Source organism: Verrucosispora sp. FIM060022, assembly GCF_003977705.1.
GTDB lineage: Bacteria > Actinomycetota > Actinomycetes > Mycobacteriales > Micromonosporaceae > Micromonospora > Micromonospora gifhornensis.
The window spans coordinates 149567-169866 of the sequence record NZ_RQIV01000011.1; the positions used below are offsets into that span (position 1 = coordinate 149567).

At 72.1% G+C, this 20300-nt stretch carries 18 protein-coding genes and 1 pseudogene; 6 read left to right on the forward strand and 13 right to left on the reverse strand.

Going from position 1 to position 20300, the window contains the following annotated elements; genetic code table 11:
• From EG812_RS25065 to EG812_RS25085, 5 genes are all read right to left on the reverse strand, one after another.
• Positions 1-963 carry a lysylphosphatidylglycerol synthase domain-containing protein gene (locus EG812_RS25065; protein ID WP_126712985.1) on the reverse strand — a complete coding sequence of 321 codons (963 nt, stop codon included), beginning with the start codon at positions 961-963 and terminating at the stop codon, positions 1-3.
• A gap of 62 nt (positions 964-1025) precedes the next feature.
• Positions 1026-1877: a methyltransferase domain-containing protein gene (locus EG812_RS25070; protein ID WP_126712986.1), complete on the reverse strand. Its 852-nt coding sequence runs from the start codon at positions 1875-1877 to the stop codon at positions 1026-1028.
• Complete coding sequence (locus tag EG812_RS25075) at positions 1874-2899, reverse strand: glycosyltransferase family 4 protein (protein ID WP_126712987.1); 1026 nt, start codon at positions 2897-2899, stop codon at positions 1874-1876. The genes EG812_RS25070 and EG812_RS25075 overlap by 4 nt, the downstream gene beginning before the upstream one ends.
• A 10-nt stretch (positions 2900-2909) precedes the next feature.
• Positions 2910-3332: a 6-pyruvoyl trahydropterin synthase family protein gene (locus EG812_RS25080; RefSeq protein WP_126712988.1), complete on the reverse strand. Its 423-nt coding sequence runs from the start codon at positions 3330-3332 to the stop codon at positions 2910-2912.
• 4 nt (positions 3333-3336) lie between these two features.
• Positions 3337-4317, reverse strand: coding sequence for a zinc-dependent alcohol dehydrogenase (locus EG812_RS25085; RefSeq protein ID WP_126712989.1), 981 nt, complete (start codon positions 4315-4317; stop codon positions 3337-3339).
• A 127-nt stretch (positions 4318-4444) separates the two neighbouring features.
• Here EG812_RS25085 and EG812_RS25095 point away from each other — a divergent pair.
• Positions 4445-6955: pseudogene (locus tag EG812_RS25095) on the forward strand (CDP-alcohol phosphatidyltransferase family protein).
• A 38-nt stretch (positions 6956-6993) separates the two neighbouring features.
• Here the strand turns inward: EG812_RS25095 and EG812_RS25100 are convergent.
• The 3 genes from EG812_RS25100 to EG812_RS25110 form a co-directional block, all read right to left on the reverse strand.
• A complete protein-coding gene (locus EG812_RS25100; RefSeq protein ID WP_126712992.1) occupies positions 6994-8127 on the reverse strand; it encodes a ricin-type beta-trefoil lectin domain protein in 1134 nt (377 codons plus the stop codon).
• Between the two features lie 283 nt (positions 8128-8410).
• A complete protein-coding gene (locus EG812_RS25105) occupies positions 8411-9454 on the reverse strand; it encodes a TRM11 family SAM-dependent methyltransferase (RefSeq protein ID WP_043720803.1) in 1044 nt (347 codons plus the stop codon).
• 115 nt (positions 9455-9569) lie between these two features.
• Positions 9570-10760 carry a snapalysin family zinc-dependent metalloprotease gene (locus EG812_RS25110; protein WP_013733783.1) on the reverse strand — a complete coding sequence of 397 codons (1191 nt, stop codon included), beginning with the start codon at positions 10758-10760 and terminating at the stop codon, positions 9570-9572.
• 230 nt (positions 10761-10990) lie between these two features.
• On the opposite strand from EG812_RS25110, the gene EG812_RS25115 reads away from it, so the two are divergent.
• From EG812_RS25115 to EG812_RS25130, 4 genes are all read left to right on the forward strand, one after another.
• Positions 10991-11593, forward strand: a complete 603-nt coding sequence (locus EG812_RS25115; protein WP_126712993.1) for an AMIN-like domain-containing (lipo)protein — start codon at positions 10991-10993, stop codon at positions 11591-11593.
• Positions 11594-11707: 114 nt separating this feature from the next.
• Positions 11708-12388 (forward strand): response regulator, encoded by a 681-nt coding sequence (locus EG812_RS25120; protein ID WP_126712994.1) that lies wholly within the window; start codon positions 11708-11710, stop codon positions 12386-12388.
• Positions 12389-12401: 13 nt separating this feature from the next.
• Complete coding sequence (locus tag EG812_RS25125; RefSeq protein WP_126712995.1) at positions 12402-13841, forward strand: ATP-binding protein; 1440 nt, start codon at positions 12402-12404, stop codon at positions 13839-13841.
• Between the two features lie 53 nt (positions 13842-13894).
• Entirely contained in the window at positions 13895-14770 is an 876-nt protein-coding gene (locus EG812_RS25130) for a Gmad2 immunoglobulin-like domain-containing protein (RefSeq protein ID WP_233579624.1), read from the forward strand.
• A gap of 41 nt (positions 14771-14811) precedes the next feature.
• Here EG812_RS25130 and EG812_RS25135 read toward each other — a convergent pair whose 3' ends face one another.
• The 5 genes from EG812_RS25135 to EG812_RS25155 form a co-directional block, all read right to left on the reverse strand.
• Positions 14812-15780, reverse strand: coding sequence for an ion transporter (locus EG812_RS25135; RefSeq protein WP_013733778.1), 969 nt, complete (start codon positions 15778-15780; stop codon positions 14812-14814).
• Between the two features lie 154 nt (positions 15781-15934).
• A complete protein-coding gene (locus EG812_RS25140) occupies positions 15935-17461 on the reverse strand; it encodes an FtsX-like permease family protein (RefSeq protein WP_013733777.1) in 1527 nt (508 codons plus the stop codon).
• On the reverse strand, positions 17458-18213 hold the full coding sequence (locus EG812_RS25145; protein WP_013733776.1) for an ABC transporter ATP-binding protein: 756 nt from the start codon (positions 18211-18213) through the stop codon (positions 17458-17460). The genes EG812_RS25140 and EG812_RS25145 overlap by 4 nt, the downstream gene beginning before the upstream one ends.
• Positions 18210-18752 carry a PadR family transcriptional regulator gene (locus EG812_RS25150; protein ID WP_126712997.1) on the reverse strand — a complete coding sequence of 181 codons (543 nt, stop codon included), beginning with the start codon at positions 18750-18752 and terminating at the stop codon, positions 18210-18212. Before EG812_RS25150 ends, EG812_RS25145 begins: the two co-directional genes overlap by 4 nt.
• 83 nt (positions 18753-18835) lie before the next feature.
• Positions 18836-19705 (reverse strand): alpha/beta fold hydrolase, encoded by an 870-nt coding sequence (locus EG812_RS25155; protein ID WP_126712998.1) that lies wholly within the window; start codon positions 19703-19705, stop codon positions 18836-18838.
• 397 nt (positions 19706-20102) lie between these two features.
• On the opposite strand from EG812_RS25155, the gene EG812_RS25160 reads away from it, so the two are divergent.
• Positions 20103-20300, forward strand: a complete 198-nt coding sequence (locus EG812_RS25160) for a hypothetical protein (RefSeq protein ID WP_013733773.1) — start codon at positions 20103-20105, stop codon at positions 20298-20300.

The following is a 20300-nucleotide window of genomic DNA, read 5'->3' on the forward strand; positions in this document are numbered from 1 at the left end:
TCAGACGGTGGCGGGTACACGGACACGACGGGCCAGCAGCACGGCGGCTCCGGGCAGGCTCGCGACGAGCACCAGGGCGCCGTACACCGTTGCGGTGGCCACCCCCTCGGCGGCGGTCAGGCCGGCGGCGGCGAACGCCCACGCGGCCACCCCCTCGCGGGGGCCGAACCCGGCGACGTTGGCCGGCACCCCCATCGCGAGCAGGGCCAGCAGGGTCAACGGCAGCAGCAGGGTCAGCGGTGCGGTGGAACCGGCAGTGCGGGCGGCCACCAGGAACGTGGCGAGGTGCCCGGCGACCGCGAGCGCGGAGGCGACCAGCACCCCGGCCCAGGTGCGCTTGCCCAGCAACCCGGCACGTACGTCGGCCACGGCGGTGACCATCGCACGGGTGAACCGGGAGGCCCCCGAGTGCGGCAGCAGGCGGGCGGCCAGCACCACGGCGACGAGCGCGGTCACCACGACCGCGGTGGCCACCGGCAGGTACGGCCGCACCGGCGACGGGAAGGCGAACAGCAGCACCACGGCGACGGCGACCAGCACGACCTGGCCGGCGACACGCTCCCACACCACGGCCCGGATGCCCCGACCGACGTCACCGACGTCACGGCCGTGCCGCACCGCCCGGTGCACGTCGCCGAGGATCCCGCCGGGCAGGGTGGCGTTGAGGAAGACGGCCCGGTAGCAGTGCGCCACGGCCTCGCGCAGCGGCATCCCCACGCCGAGCCCGCCGGCGACCAGGCTCCACCGCCAGGCGACACAGACGGTGGTGAGCGCGCCCAAGGCCAGCGCGGCAGCCAGCGCGGGCGCGTCGATCAGGCGCAGCCCGGCCAGGAACGGCCCGGTGCCCAGCCAGCACAGCAGCCCCACCAGCACAGCGAGCCCGAGCGCCAGGCGCAGCCAGGCCCAGAAGGACCGGCCGGTCGGGGCCGCCGTGGACCCGACGCCACCAGCTTCGTCCGCCACGCAAGCCTCCCGGCATGGTGATCTTTCCCTGACTGTACGCACGTAACTCGCGGGCCGCCGGTTCAACGGGGTACGGCCAGCAGGTCGGTGTGATCGACCAGTACCCCGAGTCGGCCCGCGTTAGCCTCGTTGCGTCGACGCTTGGCGTACTCGTGGGTGAGATCGACCAGTTCCGGGCGTTGCTCGCAGGCCGCGTCGAGCCAGCCGGTGAACCACTGAGCGGTCAGGGCGGCCTGCTCCGGCCCGAGCCGCCACGGGCTGGGCCGGGTCCGCACGGTGATCCCGTGCCGGGTGAACGCCGCCGCGCAGGCGTCGACGGCGACGGGGCCGAGCAGGTGTCGGCCCCCCACGGTGCGACGCTGGTGGGCGTTGAACGCGTCGGCGATCTCGACGTCGAGCGGGTCGGCCGGGGTCAGCCGCACGGTACCGGTGACCGAGATCAGGAACAGCGCCGGGCAGCCGGCCCCCGCGCAGGCCGCGACCAACCGCTCGATCTCGGCGGCGGTCAGCATGTCGAGCAGCGCCGAGGCGGTGACCAGCGCCGCGCCGGCCAGGTCGGTGGCGGTGAGCCGGGTCAGGTCACCGCGGCGGGTCTGCACCGTCACCGGCGCGCCGCCGGCGGCGACGGTGGGCATGCCGGCGCGGGCCCGGGCCAGCAGGTCCGGGTCCTGGTCGTAGAGGACCCAGTGCTGCGGGCCGGGCAGCAGCGGGGCCAGCCAGCGGCCCAGCGAACCGGTGCCGGCCCCCAGGTCATGCACCACGTACGGCGTGTCGCCGGTCAGCGTGCCGCGCACCGTGTCGACCAGGTCCGTGGCGCGGGCGGCCACGTCGGCCGGCTCCCGCAGCGCGAGCCACTGCGCGAAGTCCGGCGGCAGCTCGATGGGCGCATCCTGAACTGCCTGCTGTTCGGTCATGACGCCATCGCCTCTTCCAGGGCCGTGGTGATCCGGGTGGTGGTGCTCGTCCAGTCGTCGAGGGTGGTCCGTCGCCGGGCGGCGATGCGGCGCAGCCGCGCCCGTAGGGACGTGTCGTCCAGCCAGCGGCGCAGCGCGTCGGCCAGCGCCGCCGGCTGTTCGGGCGGCACCAGCACGCCGGGGCGTTCCCCGGCGACGTGGCCGAGGGCGTCGGGCAGGCCACCGACCGCCGTGGCGAGCACCGGGATACCGCGCGCCAACGCCTCGGTGACCACCATCCCGTACGTCTCCCCGCGTGACGGGTGCACCAGCAGGTCGGCGCCGGCGTACGCGGCGGCCAGCAGGTCACCGGAGAGCGGACCGGCCAGCCGGATCCGGTCGTCGAGCCGGTGGGTGGTGATCTGCGTGCGGAGCCGGTCGACGAAGTCCGGTTCGCGGTGCAGCGGGCCGACGCAGGTCAGCGTCCAGTCCCGGTCGGTCACCGCCGCCAGCGCCTCGACCAGCAGGTCGTGGCCCTTGTGGGCGGCGACCGCGGCGACGCAGAGCAGCGCCGCACCGGCCGGTGATCCGGTGACCCGCGGCGCCGGGTCCACCCCGGGGGCGGCGACGTGCACCAGCGACGGCGGCAACGCGTACCGGTGCAGCAGCCGGTCGCGGGTCCAGGTGCTGGTGGCGACGATGACGGTGGCGCTGGCCAGGGCCCGCGCCTCGGTGTCGTCGTCGCGCGGCAGGTGCACCAGCGGGACCAGCCGCAGCCGCCGGGCCTGCGCGGCCAGGGCGTCCGGCACCACCGAGGCGACCAACCCGTCGACCAGGACGAGCGCGCCGTCGGGCAGGGCGGTGAGCAGCTCGGCGAGCCGGGCGTGCTCCGCCGGGGACGGTGCCGGCCACGCTCCCGGTACGGGATGTTCGCGGACCGACCAGCCGGCGGCGGCGAGCCCGGCGCAGATCCGCCGGTCGTAGCCGTTGCCGCCGCTGGGTGTGGCCGGGTCGTCGATGTCGCCGGGCAGGATCACGTGCACGCCCGGCACGTCAGGCGCCGGTGCCGCTCGCCCCCGGCAGTGACCGTTCGTAGCTGGCCCAGGCGACGTGTGACTCGTGCAGGGTGACGGTGATGCCGGTCAGCCCGTGAGCGCCGGCGCCCAGGTCGCCGGCGTGCACCCGGTCGGCGAGCCGGTCGGCGATGGTCCGGGCCAGCACCTCGGTGGTGGTGTTGGTGCCGGCGAAGGCGGGCTCGTCGTCCAGGTTGCGGTAGTTCAGTTCGCCGAGCACGGTCTTGAGCTGGTCGGTGGCCAGCCCGATGTCGACCACGATGCCGTCGGCGTCGAGATCCGGGCGGCGGAACGTGGCGTCGACCACGAACGTCGCGCCGTGCAGCCGCTGCGCGGGGCCGAAGACGTCGCCCCGGAAACTGTGAGCGATCATGATGTGGTCACGGACGGTCACACTGAACACGGAGTCACTCCCCGTCGTAGGTGATGAGGTGGCACAGCGCGGGCAGGCTGCCGGCGCTGAGTCGGGCAAGAACGTCGGGCAGTTCCGCGAACGCCGACCGCCCGGTGATCAACGCGTCGAAGACCGGGTCGGCCAGCAGGTCGAGGGCGAGCGCGATCCGGTCGGCGTACCCGCGGCTGCTGCGGCGCGCGGGGGCGACCATGCCGACCTGGCTGCTGCGGATGGTCAGCCGCCCGGAGTGGAAGGCCGCGCCGAGGGAGAGTTGCACCTGACGGTCGCCGTACCAGCTCAGTTCGAGCACGGTGCCTTCAGGGGCGAGCAGGTCCAGGCCGCGTTGGAGGCCGGCGGCGCTGGCGCTGGCGTGCACCACCAGGTCACGACCGCCGGTGGCCGCCTCGGGGGTGGCGAAGTCGACGCCGAGCGCGGCGGCCACCTCGGCCCGGGTCGGGTCGGTGTCGACGAGTTCCACCGCCACGCCGGGGAAGCGGGCCAGCAGCGCCGCGACGGCGCAGCCGACCATGCCGGCGCCCACCACGCTGACCCGGTCGCCGATCAGCGGTGGCGCGTCCCACAGCGCGTTGACCGCGGTCTCCACCGTGCCGGCCAGCACCGCGCGGGACGCCGGCACCTGCTCCGGTACGACGGTCACCGCGTCGACCGGCACCACGTACGCGCTCTGGTGCGGGTACAGGCAGAACACCGTACGTCCACGCAGGTGGGCCGGGCCCTGTTCGACCTCGCCGACGTTGAGGTAGCCGTACTTGACCGGGGCCGGGAAGTCGCCCTCCTGGAACGGGGCGCGCATCGTGGCGTACTGGCTGTCCGGCACCTTGCCGGCGAACACCAGGGTCTCGGTGCCTCGGCTGACTCCGGAAAACAGGGTGCGTACCTGCAGTTCGTCGGGGCCCGGTTCGGGTAGCGTCACCGGTCGGATCTCTCCCGCACCGGGTGCGCGCAGCCAGAAGGCGCGGGCGGGTCGCGTCACCGGTTCTTCTCCTCACCTGCGTCCGGACCGAACCGATCCGTCATGTTTTCCGTACTTCCTGACAGGGGTCGTCGATCATAAACACGGAGGCACGGTGTCCACAGTTCGAACCGGTCCGCAAATCGGGATGCTCGTCCAGGTCGTTCTGCTGGGCGGGCTCGCCGCGACGGTCGGCCTCGGCGTCGCCGGCTGGCTGGCGGGCCTGACGTACGGTGCCGTGACCTGCCTGGCACTCATCCGGGCGCTGCGGCGCGCCGGCACGCCCCGACTGGGCCCGGCCGACTGGGTCACCATGGGTCGGGGGCTGCTGGTGGGGGCGGTGACGGCGCTGATCGCCGACGCGCTGATCGCCGGCCGGCCCGCGCCGACGGTGGTGCTGGTGGTGCTGACCGTGGTCGCGTTGGCGTTGGACGCGGTGGACGGCAAGGTGGCCCGGCGGACCGGAACGGTCAGCGGGCTCGGTGCCCGTTTCGACATGGAGGTCGACTCGATCCTGGTGCTGATGTTGAGCCTTTACGTGGCGCCGTCGGTCGGGGTCTGGGTGCTCGCCATCGGCCTGATGCGGTACGCCTTCCTCGCCGCGAGCTGGGTACTGCCCTGGATGGACGCGCAACTCCCGCCCCGGTACTGGCGGAAGGTGGTCGCCGCGGTCCAGGGGATCGTGCTCGCCGTCGCCGCCTCCCAGCTGCTGCCCGCGCGGGTGACCCTGCTGGTGCTGCTCGCGGCGCTCGGGCTGCTGGTCGAGTCGTTCGGCCGGGACGTGGCCTGGCTGTGGCGGCGCCGTCTGCCGCGTACCGTCTCCGGGATCGTCGTCGCGACGGTGCCGCTGCGCGGTCGTCCGCTCGACCGGGTCGAGGAACGCGACCTGCCCCCCGCGCCTGTCCTGTCGCTGCGCTGACCCGGGAGAAACCAGTTGTCGACCACCGATGCGGCGCGCGCCACGAACACCGCCGAGCGCCTTCCCACGACCGACTCCCCGGACACCGAGGCGCTGACCGAGGCCTCCGACGCCCCTGCCCGGTCCGGCCGCCGACGGATGCTGGCCCGGGTGGTCACCGTACTGGCCGTCGTGCTGGTCCTGGCCGCCTTCACCCTGCCCAACCAGCCGTGGCGGATGCAGGCCGGCGCGTTCCTGCGGATTCCGCTGGAGGCGCTGCTGCTCGCCGCCGCGCTGCTCGCGTTGCCCGGCCGCCCCCGCCGGGTGGTCGCCGCCGTCGCCGGAGTGCTGCTCGGCCTGGTGGTGCTGGTGAAGATCGGCGACCTCGGGTTCTACTCCTCGTTGGGGCGGCCGTTCGACCTGGTGCTGGACTGGTCCCTGCTGGACGAGGCGTTCACCTTCGTGGCCGAGTCGATCGGCCGGCCCGGTGCCATCGCCATCGCCGTCGGCGTCGTGCTGGTGCTGCTGGCCGTGCCGGTGCTGACCGCGCTGTCCACGGTACGGCTGTCCCGGGTGCTGGCGCGGCACCGTACCGCCAGCACCCGGGTCGTCGCGTCGCTGGTGCTGGTCTGGGCGCTGCTGGCCGCGTTCCAGGCCCGGATCGTGACCGGTGTGCTGGTCGCCGACAGCAACGCCAGCACCATCGTCTACGAGCACGTCTCGGAGGTCCGCGAACGGATCAACGACCGGGCGGCGTTCCGTACCGAGGTGAGTGCGGACCCGTTCCGGGACGTGCCGGCGGACCAGTTGCTGACCGGGCTGCGCGGCAAGGACGTGCTTATCGCCTTCGTGGAGAGTTACGGCCGCGACGCGGTCTCCGACCCGGAGTTCGCCTCCGTGCAGCGGCTGCTCGACGACGGCGCCGGACGGTTGCAGGCGGCCGGTTTCTCCTCGCGCAGCGGCTTCCTCACCTCGCCGACCATCGGCGGCGGCAGTTGGCTGGCCCACGCCACCCTGCTGTCCGGGCTGTGGATCGACAACAACCAGCGGCACAAGAGCCTGCTGGCCAGCGACCGGTTCACCCTCGGCGACGCCTTCCGCAGCGCCGGTTGGCGTACCGTCGGGGTCATGCCGGCGGTCAACCAGGCCTGGCCGGAGGGGAAGTTCTACGGCTACGAGCAGTTCTACAGTGGCCCTGACCTCGGCTACCGGGGTCCCCGGTTCGCCTTCTCCCCGATGCCCGACCAGTACGCCATCAACGAGTTCCACTCCCGGGAGCGGGTCGGGCCGCGGGACCGGCCGGTGATGGCCGAGTTGGCGCTGGTCTCCAGCCACTCCCCCTGGACCAAGGTGCCCTCGCTCGTCGACTGGGACGACATCGACGACGGCGAGGTGTTCCGCAAGGGCATCATCGGTACGCCGACGGCACAGGCCCGTACCGGTTACCGACACGCGGTCAGTTACACCCTGCGTACCCTCATCTCCTACCTGGAGACCCACGGCGACGACGACACGGTGCTGGTGGTCCTCGGTGACCACCAGCCCGCGCCGGTGGTCACCGGGGACAATGCCAGCCCGGACGTGCCGATCCACCTGATCGCGAAGGATCCCGCCGTGCTGGAGCGGATCGCCGACTGGGGCTGGCAGGACGGCCTCACCCCGGACGCCACCGCCCCGGTCTGGTCGATGGATTCCTTCCGCGACCGTTTCCTCACCACCTTCGGCTCCGCCCCGGCCCGGCCGCAGGCTCAGTCCCGCTGAGGCCGGGCCGGGTCAGAGCGTGGGGCCGGTGGTGTTGACTACCGCCGGCTCCACTGCTGGTTGGCCTGGCCGTTGCAGGTCCAGAGGACGAGCCGGGTGCCGTTGGCGGTGCCCCCGCCGTTGGCGTCCAGGCAGAGGCCGGACTGCACGCCGCTGATGGTGCCGTTGGCGTTGAGGTTCCACTGCTGGTTCGTCCCGCCGTGGCAGTCGTAGATGGTGACCCGGGTGCCCGGGGAGGTGCCGTACCCCTCGGCGTCGAGGCACTTGTTGCCGTAGACGGTCAACGCCCGGCCGGAGGTGTAGCTCCACTGCTGGTTGGTGCCGCCGTGACAGTCCCACAGCTGCAACTGGGTGCTGTTGGCGGTGCTGTAGCCCGGCACGTCGACGCACCGGCCGGACTGGTTGCCGACGATCGCGCCGGCGGTGGGAACCGGGGTGGGGGTGGGAGTGCCGCCGTTGCCGGGGGTGCCGATGCTGCCGGGCACCGACTGCAGGGCGTTGTACCAGACCGCGGCCATCTTGTCGTAGCCGTTGGCGGTCGGGTGGACGCCGTCGATCAGGTCGCCGGTGGTCAGCGCGGCGTGCATGTTGACCAGGTGCACCCGCTTGCCCGCGTTCACCTTGCTCTGCACGATGCCGGGAATCGCGGCGTTGAAGGTGCGTACCGCCGCCGCCTGGTTGGTGTTCGACAGTGTGATGATCTGCGCGACGAACACCTCCGCGTTGGGGGCGGTGTTGGTGATGCGGTCGATCAGGGTGGAGAGCCGGTTCGGTGCGCTGCTGACGTTGTAGTTCTGCAGGATGTCGTTGGTGCCGATGTGCAGCAGCACGGTCTGCGGTCGCTGGGTGTTCAGCCAGTTGACGATGTTGGCGTCGATCTGGTCGATGCGCCAGCCGGGGTGCCCCTGATGGTCCCGGTCACCGAGGCTGCTCGGCCCGTTGAACTGCGACCCGACGAAGTCCACCGTGTATCGGCCGTTGACCAGGCGCTGCCACAGGCCGATCCGGTAGCCGCCCGGGATCTGGGTGCCCTCGGTGATCGAGTCACCGAGCGGCATCACCCGTACCCCACCGTTGGACTCCGCACTGGCGGTGCCCGCCGCTGTCACCGCCGCACTCACCGCGAGACCGACCGCGGCCACCACCGCAAGCCATCGCACCCTCATCCTCATCCCCACTCCTGCCACTAGTCCCCAGCGCACACCAGAACTGTGAGCGCTAACACTCACAACAGTCGATATTCCCACCCCCACCGACCCCCGTCAACATCCACTCCCCTCCCCCACCCCGCCCCGCGCCTCACCCCGTCGATCTTGCACTTTGTGTCGCGGCATAAGCCACAAAAGCCTCATCACGGCGACCGAAAGTGCAAGATCGGCGGGCAGGGGGTGCCTGCGGGGTGGGGGTGCCTGCGGGGTGGGGTGGGGAGGGGAGGGGAGGGTGGGTGGGAGGGGGCTAGGGGGTGGGTTTTTGGGCTACGAGGATGTCGCGGACGATGGCCTGGTCGACGCGGTGGGACAGGGTGCGCCAGGGACCGTCGTCCAGGACGGTGAGGCCGGCGGCGGTCAGGTGTTCGGCGGCAGCCTCCCGGCGGGCCACGTTGGTGTTCCAGGAGATGCCGAGAGCGCCGCCGGGACGCAGCAGCCGCGCCCAGCCCGGCACGGCCGCAGCGAGCAGGGCCAGGGGATCGCGGGCCAGCCCGTCGGCGGTACGACTGCCGTGCTGCACACCGTACGGCGCGTCGGCGACCACCAGGTCGACGCTCTCCGGGCGGAAGAATTCGCCGATCCGGGTGGTGTCGGCGTTGACCACGTCCACGGTCTGCACGTCGCCGGCCTTGTGCGCCTCCTTCGAGGCGGCCACCTCCAGCCGCAGCCGACGGCCGACCACCTTGCGTTCCCGGCGTACCGGCCCGGATTCCAGCACCCGGTGCTTGACCCGCTTGCGCTTGAGCCAGGTACTGAGGAACGTCTGGTACGCCTCGAAGTCCTTGCTGTCGCGGTCCAGGCCGGCGGCGTCGAAGCCGTACATCATGGCCTGGTTGACCGTGGTCCCCCGGCCGCACAGCGGATCGATCACCCGGAACCGCCGGGTGAGCAGCTCGTCGGCCCAGGTCGAGGCGAGCAGCGTGACGTTGAGCAGCAGCTTGGTGAACTGTTCGTTGGTCTTGCCCGGGTACTTCTGGATGGTGACCAGGTCGTCGTCGTAGCGGTCCAGCCGGGTCAGCGGCACCGGACGCAGCAGATCATCGACGAACTCGAAGATCGCGTACGCGCTGGACAGGTTGCTCAGCAACGCCACGTCCCGCTCGCCCAGCCCGCCCTCGACACCGAACGTGACGTACGGGACGCCACCCACGGTGGTCGTCTCCACCGCCCCGAGTCGCCCGCCGAGCACCGCCCCGCCGAAGATCTCCAGCTCCGCCCGCGTCAACTCGACAGCCGCCCCCGAGTACACCCGGTTACTCGACGGCAGAATCAGCACCCCATACCGTTTCACGACCAGCCACTATTCCACGGCGGCACCCGCCGGCCCCCGCCGCCCTGCGCAGCGGCGTGGTGCCCGCGAGCCCTGTCCGGGCTCGCGGGCACCAGGTGATCGAGCGGTGTCAGGGTCAGGCGGGCAGACCGCCGACCTGGGTGTTGATCCAGGAGCGGATCGAGGGGAGGTCACCGTAGATGGACGGGGCGGTGGCGCAGGTGGAGCTGTTGTTGCCGGCGCGGCTGGTCGCACCGATCACGTTCCACACGCCGTTGATCTTCCGCACCTGCGGGCCGCCCGAGTCGCCGTAGCAGGCGCCGGCGTTGCCGTTGGTGTTGTTGGTGCAGATCTCGTACGGGCCGTTGATGCCCAGGCACCGGCTGTCGGCCACGATCGAGGTGTCCAGCTCGTTCGCGACGGTCGGCGCGGAGCCGCAGCCGCGGGGCGCGCAGGTCTGGCCCCAGCCGATGATCCGGGTGGCGGTGCCGACCGCGCCCGAGGTGGTCGGGATCGGGGCCGGCGCGTAGCTGACCGAGCTGGAGAGCTGGAACAGCTTGACGTCGATGCTCGGGTGGTTGACCGCCCGGCTCACGCCGACGACGGTGCCGCCGCTGGTGCGGTTGATGCTGCCCACCCGCACCGAGGAGGGGGTCGAGCAGTGCTTGGCGGTGACCACCCAGTTGGCCTTGATCAGGGTGCCGGTGCATCCGGAGGTGTAGACCAGCCAGGGGTAGTTCTCGGTGGCCGGGCGCCCGTTGACCACGAGCGTGCCGATCCCTCCGGCCTCGTCCCCGGTCCAGGTGTACGTCTCGGCGACCTCGGCGGTGCTGCGGCTGCCGGCGAAGAGCTGGTTGACCCGGCTGGCCTCGGCGGCGCTGGGGTTGGCGTTGGTGCAGGAGACCGGCGCGCTGCTGCCGGACATCAGGTCGGAGCAGAGCCCGGTGCGCCGGTCGGGCAGCCCGAGGATGTGACCGAACTCGTGGGTGGCGATCCGGGTGCGGTGGTAGCCCTGGTTGACTGCCTGCCAGCCCATCCAGATCCGGCCGGAGCCGAGCCCGGTGACCTGTGCCCGGGGCCAGCCGGTGTCGACCAGGATGGTGACGTTGGCGGGGGTGCCGGGCACCAGCCGGACGTTGCTGACCTTGCTGTTCCAGATCTGGGCGGCCTGGTCGAAGTTGGTCCGGAACTCGCCGGCCCGGCTCGCGTCGTAGTAGACGGTTCGGGCGGCGGAGGCGCTGGCGGCGGTGGCCACCTGCAGCCCCGTCGCGGCCAGCACCGCTGCCAGCGCGACGGTGGCCGCGCGCAGCAGTCTCTGTCGGATCATCTCGTACTCCCCTGCGGAAACCCGCGGCGCATCGACGCACCGCGATCGATGTCCGTGGATATTAGTAGACATCAGTCAATAGGTGTCATCGCGGAAGTGTCATACCGCCCGCACGGCGTTGCCCGGCTGTTACGTCCCGGTGAAGGCGCGGTGGCGAAGCGTGTCGACGGTGGACTCCACGAGCATCACCGGCCCGCACGGGCGGGCCGGCAGCGGAGAGGAGATCCACGATGCGAATCAGCAGAACTCTCGCCGCCCTGGCGGTGGCGTGCGCCGTCCTCCTGACCACCGCCGGCACGACGGCCACCGCCGGTACGACGGCCACCGCCGGCACAAGAGCCGCAGCGACCGCGACCGGCGAGCCGTACTGCGGAATCACCTGGGGCAGCGGGGACAAGGTGGCCGGCGCGCTGAGCGACGCCCCGTTGACCGAGGTACGCACCGGCCGGCATGACTGCTACGACCGGGTGGTGTTCGAGTTCGACGGGACGGTCACCGGCTACTCGATCGGCTACGGCGAGACGTACACCGAGGGGGAAGGACTGGCCCTGTCGCCGTACACCGCGGGTGGCGCGCTGCTGCGGGTGTCGTTGCGGGCGCCCGCTTACGACGACGAGCACCTCGCCACCGTGCCGTACCGGGTCGGTGACCACGTGGCCAACGTGCTGCGCTACCAGACGCTGCGCGACGTGGTCTTCGGCGGCAGCTTCGAGGGTTACAGCACCTTCGCCGTCGGCGTACGGGCCCGGCTGCCGTTCCGGGTCCGCGTGCTGGCCGGGCCGGGCACCCACAGCCGGATCGTCCTCGACGTGGCACACCAGTGGCAGCAGTGATCGGCAGGGGCGGTAGTGACCGGTAGTGGCGGCGGGTGTCCGGCGTTCGGGCACCCGCCGCCGACCGTCACGGCGAGCGACGACCGGGGTGAGCGGGACTACCCTGGGTACGTCATGGACGGCCGCGTGCTGGTGGTCGAGGACGACGCCTCCATCAGGGAGGTCACCGCCCTCGGGCTGCGCCGCGCCGGGTTCCGGGTGGACACCGCCGCCGACGGTCGACAGGGTCTGGCCGCCTGGCGCGCCGGGTCGGTCGATCTGATCGTGTTGGACGTGCTGCTGCCGGGCCTGGACGGTCTGCAGGTGTGCCGGGAGATCCGGCGCAGCAGCGCGGTGCCGATCCTCATGCTCACCGCCCGCACCGACACCATCGACGTGGTTGTCGGGCTGGAGTGCGGCGCCGACGACTACCTGCGTAAACCCTTCGACCTGCCCGAACTGGTGGCCCGGGTACGGTCGCTGCTGCGCCGCGCCGTCGCAGCACCCGAGCCGGGCCCGCTGCGGATCGGTCGCCTGGAGATCGACCCGGGCGCCTTCGTGGCCCGCCGGGACGGTCACGAGCTGCCGCTGACCGCCACCGAGTTCCGGCTGCTGCTGGAGCTGGCCCGCCGCCCGGGGCAGGTCTTCACCCGAGAGCTGCTGCTGGAACGGGTCTGGGAGCAGGGCTACCTCGGCGACAGCCGGCTGGTCGACGTGGCGGTGCAGCGGCTGCGGGCCAAGGTCGAGGACGATCCGGCCAGTCCACGCCTGATCCGCACCGTACGTGGTGCCGGCTACAAGCTGACCGCGAGCTGAGCGGGCGGCGGCGATGGCCACGGACCCGGTACGCCCCGGCCGGCTACGTCGCCGCCTGACCGTCGCGTTCGTGCTGGTCGCCGGGGTCTCCGCCGGGGTGCTCGCCGGCGGGTCGTACCTGCTGCTGCGGCAGGCCAGCTACGACGCCTCGCTGCACGCCGCCGCCGCGGACGCCCGGTACCGGCTGGTGCTGGCCGGGCAGTTCCTGCCGTTGACCGAGCAGCGTCGCACGGAGCTGCTCACCAGCTTCGAGGGCAGCGGCCGGCACGTGGTGCTGGTCACCGGTGACGTGTGGCCTTCGCATCCGCAGCACGCGCCGGCACTGGGCGAGCCGCTCCGGGCCACCGTCGCGGCCGGACAACTCGGCTACCAGCGCAGCGACGGGCCGCCCCGGCTGCTCGTGGTGGGCGGGCGGATTCCCGGCTCCACCGCCGAGCTGTACGTGATCACCGGCGAGGACGACGTCGCCGCCGGCCTCGATCGGCTGCGCAACGCCCTGGCGGCCGGCTGGGTCCTGGTGACGGTGCTCGCCGCCGCGATCGGACACACCCTCGCCCAGCGCACCCTGGAACCGGTCGGGCGGGCGAGCCGGGCGGCCCGGGCGATCACCGAAGGGCTGCTGGCGACCCGGCTGCCGGTGCGGGGCCGGGATGAGTTCAGCGACTGGGCCGCCTCGTTCAACGAGATGGCGGAGGCGTTGCAGGCGAAGATCGTCGCGCTGCGTCGGGCGCAGGATCTCCAGCGCCGGTTCACCGCCGATGTCGCGCACGAGCTGCGTACCCCCGTCACCGCACTGGTGGCCGCGGCCTCGCTGCTGCGCGAGCACCTCGACCAGCTGCCCGGCGACGCCCGACGCGCCGGTGAGCTGCTGGTCGACGACGTGGTCCGGCTGCGACGGCTGGTCGAGGACCTGATGGAGATCTCCCGGCTGGACGCCGGGCAGGAGGCCGTCGTGGTCGCCGACGTGGACGCACCGGCCCTGTTGCGCGCGATCGTGGCGACCCGAGGCTGGCAGGGTCGAGTCGAGGTCGACGACGAGCCGGTGCGGTTACGCACCGATCCGCGCCGGCTGGAACGGGTGCTGGGCAACCTGATCGCCAACGCGGTGCAGCACGGCGACGGCGAGATCCGTGCCCGGGTCGCGCGGGCCGGTGACCGGGTGGTCTTCGACGTCGACGACCAGGGGCGGGGAATCCCGGCCGCACACCTGCCGCGTCTGTTCGACCGCTTCCACAAGGTCGACCCGGCCCGCTCCGGCGGTGGCAGCGGGCTCGGCCTGGCCATCGCCCAGGAAAACGCCCAACTGCTCGGCGGCCGGCTCACCGTGCACAGTGCCGTGGGCAGCGGCACCCGGTTCCGCCTCGACCTGCCCGACCGTCTCGACCTGCCCGACCGCCTGGACGCCGATCGGTGCGACGCAGGCTCGTCGGATTGCACCGGCGGTGCCGGGTGAGCCGGCACCCGGTCGGCACAACGGCGCGGCGGCGGTCGGCCGGGATTGCCGTCGTGGTGCTGGTCCTGGCGGTGGGATGCGCGCCGTCGCGGTCCGGATCGCTCGGCCCGGCACCCAGCGTCGCCGCGCCCACCACCGGCGTACCCACCACCACCGGCGCCGTGCCCGGCGGGCCCGCCACCGTCGCGTCGTCGGCCGCCACCGCCACGCCGGCTGCCGGCAGCTCCGCTCCCCCGCCGCCGAGCACCGGGCCCGTGGCCAGCAGTCGGCCTGCGAACCTCACCCTGGAGCTGTGGTACGTCCGCGACGGTCGTCTCGTCCCGACCCGTCGCACCCGCCCCGCCACCGTCGCCACCTCGCGGCTGGCACTGACCGAACTGGTCGCCGGACCGAACCCGGCGGAGGCCAGCACCGGTCTGGTCACCCTGCTGCCCGCCGCCGAGGTGAGCCGGATCGAGGCCGGGGTGGCCACGGTACGCCTGCCCGAAGCCCTCGATCCGGGCACCGCACGGCTGCGCGAGGCGCAGGTGGTCTACACGCTCACCCAGTTCCCCACCGTCCGGCAGGTCGCCTTCGGCACCGCCGCACCGGCCGGGCGCGTCGACTACGCCGACCTGCTGCCCGCGATCGTGGTCACCCACCCGGTCATCGGAGACCGGGTGAGCAGCCCGGTCACCGTCAGCGGCAGCGCCGACGTGTTCGAGGCGACCGTCAGCGTCCGGGTACGCGACGCCGCCGGCCGGCAGCTGGCCACCGCGTTCACCACCGCCACCTGCGGCACCGGCTGCCGGGGCGGCTACCGGGTCACCGTCGGCTACCGGCTGGACCGTGAGCAGCCCGGCACCATCGAGGCGTACGAGGTGTCGGCCGTCGACGGCAGCCCGACCAAGCTGGTCTCCGTACCGGTGACGTTGGCCGCCACCCGGTAGCGCCGAGCGGCCCTGCACGGCCCTCTGCCCGGCGGCGGTGGTCAGCGGCGCTTGCGGCGGCCTCTGGCCCGGGAACGCTGGCTTACCCGCGGCTTGGACAGCACCAGCGTGCCGGCCTCGGCGGTCACCCGGCCGGTGGCCGGCGGACCGATGAGCTCCTGCTCCGGCAGCCGTCGTTCGAGGTCGGTGATGATGGCCTGCACCCGGGCCAACTGCTCGCGGACCGACGGCTCGTCCTCGGCGTGCCCGCCGGGCGGACGATCGCTGCGCTGGGCGGCGACCTGCTCGTCCTGATGCGCCTCCTGCAACGCGGTCAGCACCAGACCCACAAGCAGATTGGTGAGCAGGTAGCAGGCGGCCACCATGTAGGAGACGTAGTACAGCACCGCCCAGCCGGTGACCTCCCGGCCGGCCTGGAGCGTGTCGGTGATGCCGTCCAGCGACAGCAGCAGGAACAGGGTGAGCATGGCCTGCCCCACGCTGCCGTACTCCTGCGGGTAGGCGACACCGAACAGCATCCAGCCCAGCATCGCGTACCCGTACAGCAGCAGCGCGGTGACCAGCAGGAAGCTGGCCAGTCCGGGCAGGCTGCGCCGGATGCCGACCAGGATCACCCGCAGGCTCGGGAAGAGCCGGAACGCGCGGACGATGCGGGCCAGCCGCAGCAACCGCAGCAGGGTCACGTTCTCCCGGACGCCGGGCAGCAGCGGAGCGACCACGATCACCAGGTCGAAGACGTTCCACCGGTCCCGCAAGAACCCGCCGGGGGCCAGCGCGTGGGCACCGAAGCGCACCAGCAGTTCCAGCACGAACAGGGTGAGGCAGGCGTACTCGACCGTCCGCAGCGCGGTGCCCACGATGGCCACCACCCCGCCGTACGTCTCCAGGCCCAACGCCATCGCGTTGACGATGACCACGGCGAAGCTGGCCAGATTGAACCAGGAGGCGCCGACGACGGCCTGGCACCGGGCGGCAAGCCGGCGCAACGGACTACGGACAGTGCGTGCCATCTTACTCCTCGACCGGCTCACGACCGGACGGCAGCCTATGACACCCGTGGCCCGCCTCCGCACCCGGATCGGCCACAAAGGACAGTCCCCTGGTCACCCCGCTGAAGCCTCGGGCCTGTCCCCCACCGGCTCGATCGCCCGGCCGGTCAGCGGCTCAGCTGGCCCGCAGTTCGGCGGGATCGGTGGTGGAGCGGTGCATCAGCACGCTCGCCCCGATCACCAGGAGCACGGCCAGCAGCGCGATCGACATCACCGCGACGATGTCGGCCCAGGGCACCGCGGCCTGAAGGGTGTGGGTGACCTCGCGATACTCCAGGTGACGCTCGGCGTCCGGCCCGGCGCACTCGGCCGGCGTGCCGACGCAGACCGTCCGGCCCCAACCCGCGGTGGCGGTCGTGGTGAAGGCCCGCATTCCGGCCAGTCCGACCAGGCCCGCGATGGCGATGCCGGGTACCGCCGGCAGCAGCACCCGCCAACACAGGGCACGGGCCAACACCGCCCTCGGGGTGCCGCCGGCCACCAGTGCGGCGATGGCCCGGCGACGGGCCACCCCGGCCTCGACCAGGGCGATCAGCAGGGTGAGCGCGGCCACCCCGATGAGACTGACAAGCACCGCGTCGACGAGGGTACGGACCTCCGACCGAAAGGCCGCGGTGCCCCCGAGATCCAGGGGCGGGGTGTCGTAGCCCAGCGCCGGGTCCAGCATCGCGGCCGTCCGCACCGCCACCTCGGTGTCCAGCCAGGAGTGCAGCATCATCGCGGCGGCACCGAAGGCGGTGACGACCAGGATGACGGTGAAGCTGCGGCTGCCGGCATGCGGGTCGGCGAGGATCTGCCGGGCCGCGATCAATGCGCTGGGTCGCCGGGTCACCCGCAGCAGCAGCCGGGCGCTGCGGTAGCCGATCCAGGCCACCGTGAACATCAGACCGAGCAGCATCACGACAGTGCAGCCGAGCAGCGCGATGACGAACAGGTCGTCACGGTTGGCACCGAACCCGCCCTGCCGGACGTACTCGCTGCGCATCACCGCACTTATCGACACCAGGCCGCCCAGGCCGAGCCCCAGCAGCAGGGTCGGCCAGGCCCGTACCGGCTGTTGCCGGCTCTGCCGCAGCACCCCGAACGGGGTGATGGCCACCCGACGCAGCAGGACGACGGTGAGCAGCGTGGTCAGCAACGGCACCGCGACCGCGATGGCCACGATCGCCGTGACCGACGGCAGCACGTCCGTCGGCAGTGGCCGTACCCCGGCGGGGTCCGGGCGGTCGAGCAGCACCCGCCCGACGAGGTAGCCGACCACGCCGACCACCGAGCCGATCATCGCCGCCAGCCCGGTCTCCACAGCGGCGACCCAGGTGATCTGCCTCGGCGTCGCGCCGGCCATCCGCAGGGCCGCCAGTCGGCGGTTGCGGGCAGGTGCCCCGAGTCGAGCGCACTGGGCGACCAGGAACAGGATCGGGATGCTGCACAGCAGCATCGCCACCGCGACGTTGAGCAGGAGGCCCGGTTGGGTGAGCATCCGGTTGTGGTAGCGCCCGGCAGCCGACTCGATGCTGAGCACAGTGGCGCAGCAGAGCAGCACCAGCACCGCGATCGCCGCTCCGGCGGCGGTAACCGGCACCCGGGCCCGGTCGCTGCGGGTGCCGACGAAGGCCAGACGGAACAGGCTGCCCGGTCTCACCGCACCTCCCCGCGGAGCACGACCCGCCGGTCACCGTCACCCCGACCACCGCCGCCGTCGTCCGGGCCATAGCTGTCGCTGCGTCCGTCGCTGTCCACGCGGCCGTCGCGCATGGTGATCTCCCGATCCGCGTACGCGGCCACCTGCGCGTTGTGGGTCACCACCAGTACCGTCGTGCCGTGCTCCCGGGCCAGCCGGACCAGCTCCACCATCACCTGCTCACCGGCGAGGCTGTCCAGCGCCCCGGTCGGTTCGTCGGCGAAGAGCACCTGCGGTTCGGTGACCAGAGCGCGGGCCAACGCCACCCGCTGCTGCTGACCGCCGGACATCTCGCCGGGCCGCTTACCGGCCAGGTCGCCGACGCCCAGCCGGTCGAGCAACGCCTGGGCCCGTACCGCGGCGTCCCGGTAGCTGTGGCCGCCGAGTTGCAGCGGCAGGGTCACGTTCTCGATCCCGGTCAGTTCCGGCACGACCTGACCGAACTGGAAGAGCACCCCGAAGACGGTACGACGCAACCGGGATCGCTCCGCTTCGCCGGCGGTGCCGATGTCCCGCCCCTGGAACCGCACGCTGCCCCGCTGCGGAGCCAGGATGCCGGACAGGCAGTGCAGCAACGTCGACTTGCCACAGCCACTCGGGCCGGTGACCGCCACGATCTCGCCCTTGTCGATGCTCACCGACACGTCGCGCAGGGCCGCGGTCGGCCCGTACCACTTCTCGATGTGCTCGGCGTGCAGGATCGGTGCGCTCATGACCGTACCTCCGCGCGAAGCTGACCGATCCGGTCCACCGTGATCGCCATCCAGCGCAGGTCGGCATCGAGGTGATTGAGCAGGTAGTCGGCGGCGGCCAGTTCCGTCACCGAGGCGCCGCCGCCGGTCTTGACGGCGGTCAACTCCCGCATCCGGGCCAGGTGGGCGGCACGCTGCGCGGCCAGGTACGACCGGGCGGTCGCCTCGTCCGGCGTGGCGAGCAACGCGACGATGACCTTGACGAACAGCTCGCCCGACACATGCACCGCAGGCGGTACGGCCCGACTCAGCCACCCGTCGAGCGCGGTCCTGCCCTCCGGCGTGAGCCGGTAGGCCACCCGGTCCGGCCCGCCGACGCGCTGGTGGGCCGCCTCCACGATGTACCCGTCGCGCAGCATCCGAGCCAACGTCGTGTACAGCTGGCCGAAAGCCAACGGCCGAACCCCGAGCAGCCTGCGGTCATGCTCACGCTTGAGCTCATAACCATGGCTGACCCCCTGAGCGGCAAGGACACCAAGCAGCACATGTGCGGTCGACATGACCCCACTATTCCCTGTGAGAATAGTGCCGGTCAACCCCGCTCCAGCCGTCAGCTGACGGCTGACGGCGCTGGTTGCCGGAGTCAGCCGCGCTCTGCGAGGTCGCGCGGCTCGGTGGCGAGGAAAACGCGGATGGCCTCGGAGATGGCGGGCCAGTCCACGCCGAGCTCGAGGAAGTGACTGTCGGACCTGCTCTCGACCAGTACGGCCCGACGGATCGCAGACGCCAGGTGCTCGGCGTCGTCGAAGGAGACGGCGCCGTCGTGCCGGCTGGCGATCACCAGTGTCGGCTGCCCGATCTCGGCGGTGACGTCGACGTAGGGTCGCAGGTCCTGGCGGAAGCCCGTACCGGAGCGCATCGCGGAGAACAGGGCGATCAACGTGGCGCGATGCTCGGGCCGTACGTCCGCCAGTAACTGCCGGGGCGGCACGGTGGACAGCCCGCCGAGCAGCATCCGCAGGCCGGCATCCGGTGCACGACGCAGCAGCCAGCGCAGCCCACTCCAGGTCAGCCGTTCGGCAACCGGCGAGAAGATCAGGTTCGCCAGCAACCGATCACGACGCCCCGGCCAGTGCGGGCCCTGGGGACACTGGAGGATCAGCCGCTCGACCAGGTCAGGGTGGCGGGCGGCGACGGTCATCGCAGTCGGGCCGCCGGCGGAGATGCCGAGCACGGCCGCGACCTTGTCGATCCCGAGGTGCCGGCAGAGCTCAGCGGTGACGTCGGCGAACCCCGCTCTGGTCGTACCGGTCGACAGCGGGGTCCGCCCGTAGCCGGGACGCGATGGCGCCAGCACGGTGATGTCCGCGTCGGCGAACACGGTCTCGTCCCACGCCAGCCCGGCCCGCAAGTGTCCACCGCGCAGAACCACCACGACGGTGTCGCCCCGCCGCTCCAACCGGTACTCCACCGCCCCCGACCCAAGGCGTGCCACCGTGGTCGAACGCTGCACCGAACCTCCCACCACCCCACCCTAAGCCGCCCTCACCGCCCTCTCCGCGCCGATCTTGCACTCATGGTCGCCGATACGTAACTTCTGCGGCTTATGTCGCGACGGAAAGTGCAAGATCGACGGGGTGAGGGGGGTGGGGTGGTGGGGGGATGACAAGTGTCATGGGTGGGAGGTGCGCGGTGCCCTACCGCTGGTGAGGGGGTGCGGGAAAACTGATCCGCAACGCAGCCGAGCCGACAGTGGCACGGAGAGCAACCGGGTGAGGACGGGCTGGCCGTTCGCGGGACAGCCGACATGAAACAGCTGTGGGTAGTCCAGATACCCACAGCTGGCTTCATCCTAGCCGGATTTGCTCGCCCGTGCATGAACCACGATGCGCCACTTCAGGAGAGACGACATGCGCGACTTCGGAGCAGACAGCATCAGCGTGATCCGTGCGCGGGCCGCCGCGCTCGCGGCCTCCTGGCTCGACGGTGAGGCCGGGGCCCCGCAGGACCTGCTACGGGTGGAGAACCTGGCCACCGGGCCGACCGAGCCGGTTCCGTGCTTCTGCCTCGGCACGTTCTGCTGGGTCGGCACGCCGTTGCCGGAGTAA

Bases quoted from the DNA above. Each gene is read 5' to 3' on its own strand.
- EG812_RS25070 (WP_126712986.1), bottom strand. From the start codon at position 1,877: ATGACCGAACAGCAGGCAGTTCAGGATGCGCCCATCGAGCTGCCGCCG.
- EG812_RS25100 (WP_126712992.1), bottom strand. From the start codon at position 8,127: ATGAGGATGAGGGTGCGATGGCTTGCGGTGGTGGCCGCGGTCGGTCTC.
- EG812_RS25110 (WP_013733783.1), bottom strand. From the start codon at position 10,760: ATGATCCGACAGAGACTGCTGCGCGCGGCCACCGTCGCGCTGGCAGCG.
- EG812_RS25115 (WP_126712993.1), top strand. From the start codon at position 10,991: ATGCGAATCAGCAGAACTCTCGCCGCCCTGGCGGTGGCGTGCGCCGTC.
- EG812_RS25120 (WP_126712994.1), top strand. From the start codon at position 11,708: ATGGACGGCCGCGTGCTGGTGGTCGAGGACGACGCCTCCATCAGGGAG.
- EG812_RS25125 (WP_126712995.1), top strand. From the start codon at position 12,402: ATGGCCACGGACCCGGTACGCCCCGGCCGGCTACGTCGCCGCCTGACC.
- EG812_RS25135 (WP_013733778.1), bottom strand. From the start codon at position 15,780: ATGGCACGCACTGTCCGTAGTCCGTTGCGCCGGCTTGCCGCCCGGTGC.
- EG812_RS25145 (WP_013733776.1), bottom strand. From the start codon at position 18,213: ATGAGCGCACCGATCCTGCACGCCGAGCACATCGAGAAGTGGTACGGG.
- EG812_RS25150 (WP_126712997.1), bottom strand. From the start codon at position 18,752: ATGTCGACCGCACATGTGCTGCTTGGTGTCCTTGCCGCTCAGGGGGTC.
- EG812_RS25160 (WP_013733773.1), top strand. From the start codon at position 20,103: ATGCGCGACTTCGGAGCAGACAGCATCAGCGTGATCCGTGCGCGGGCC.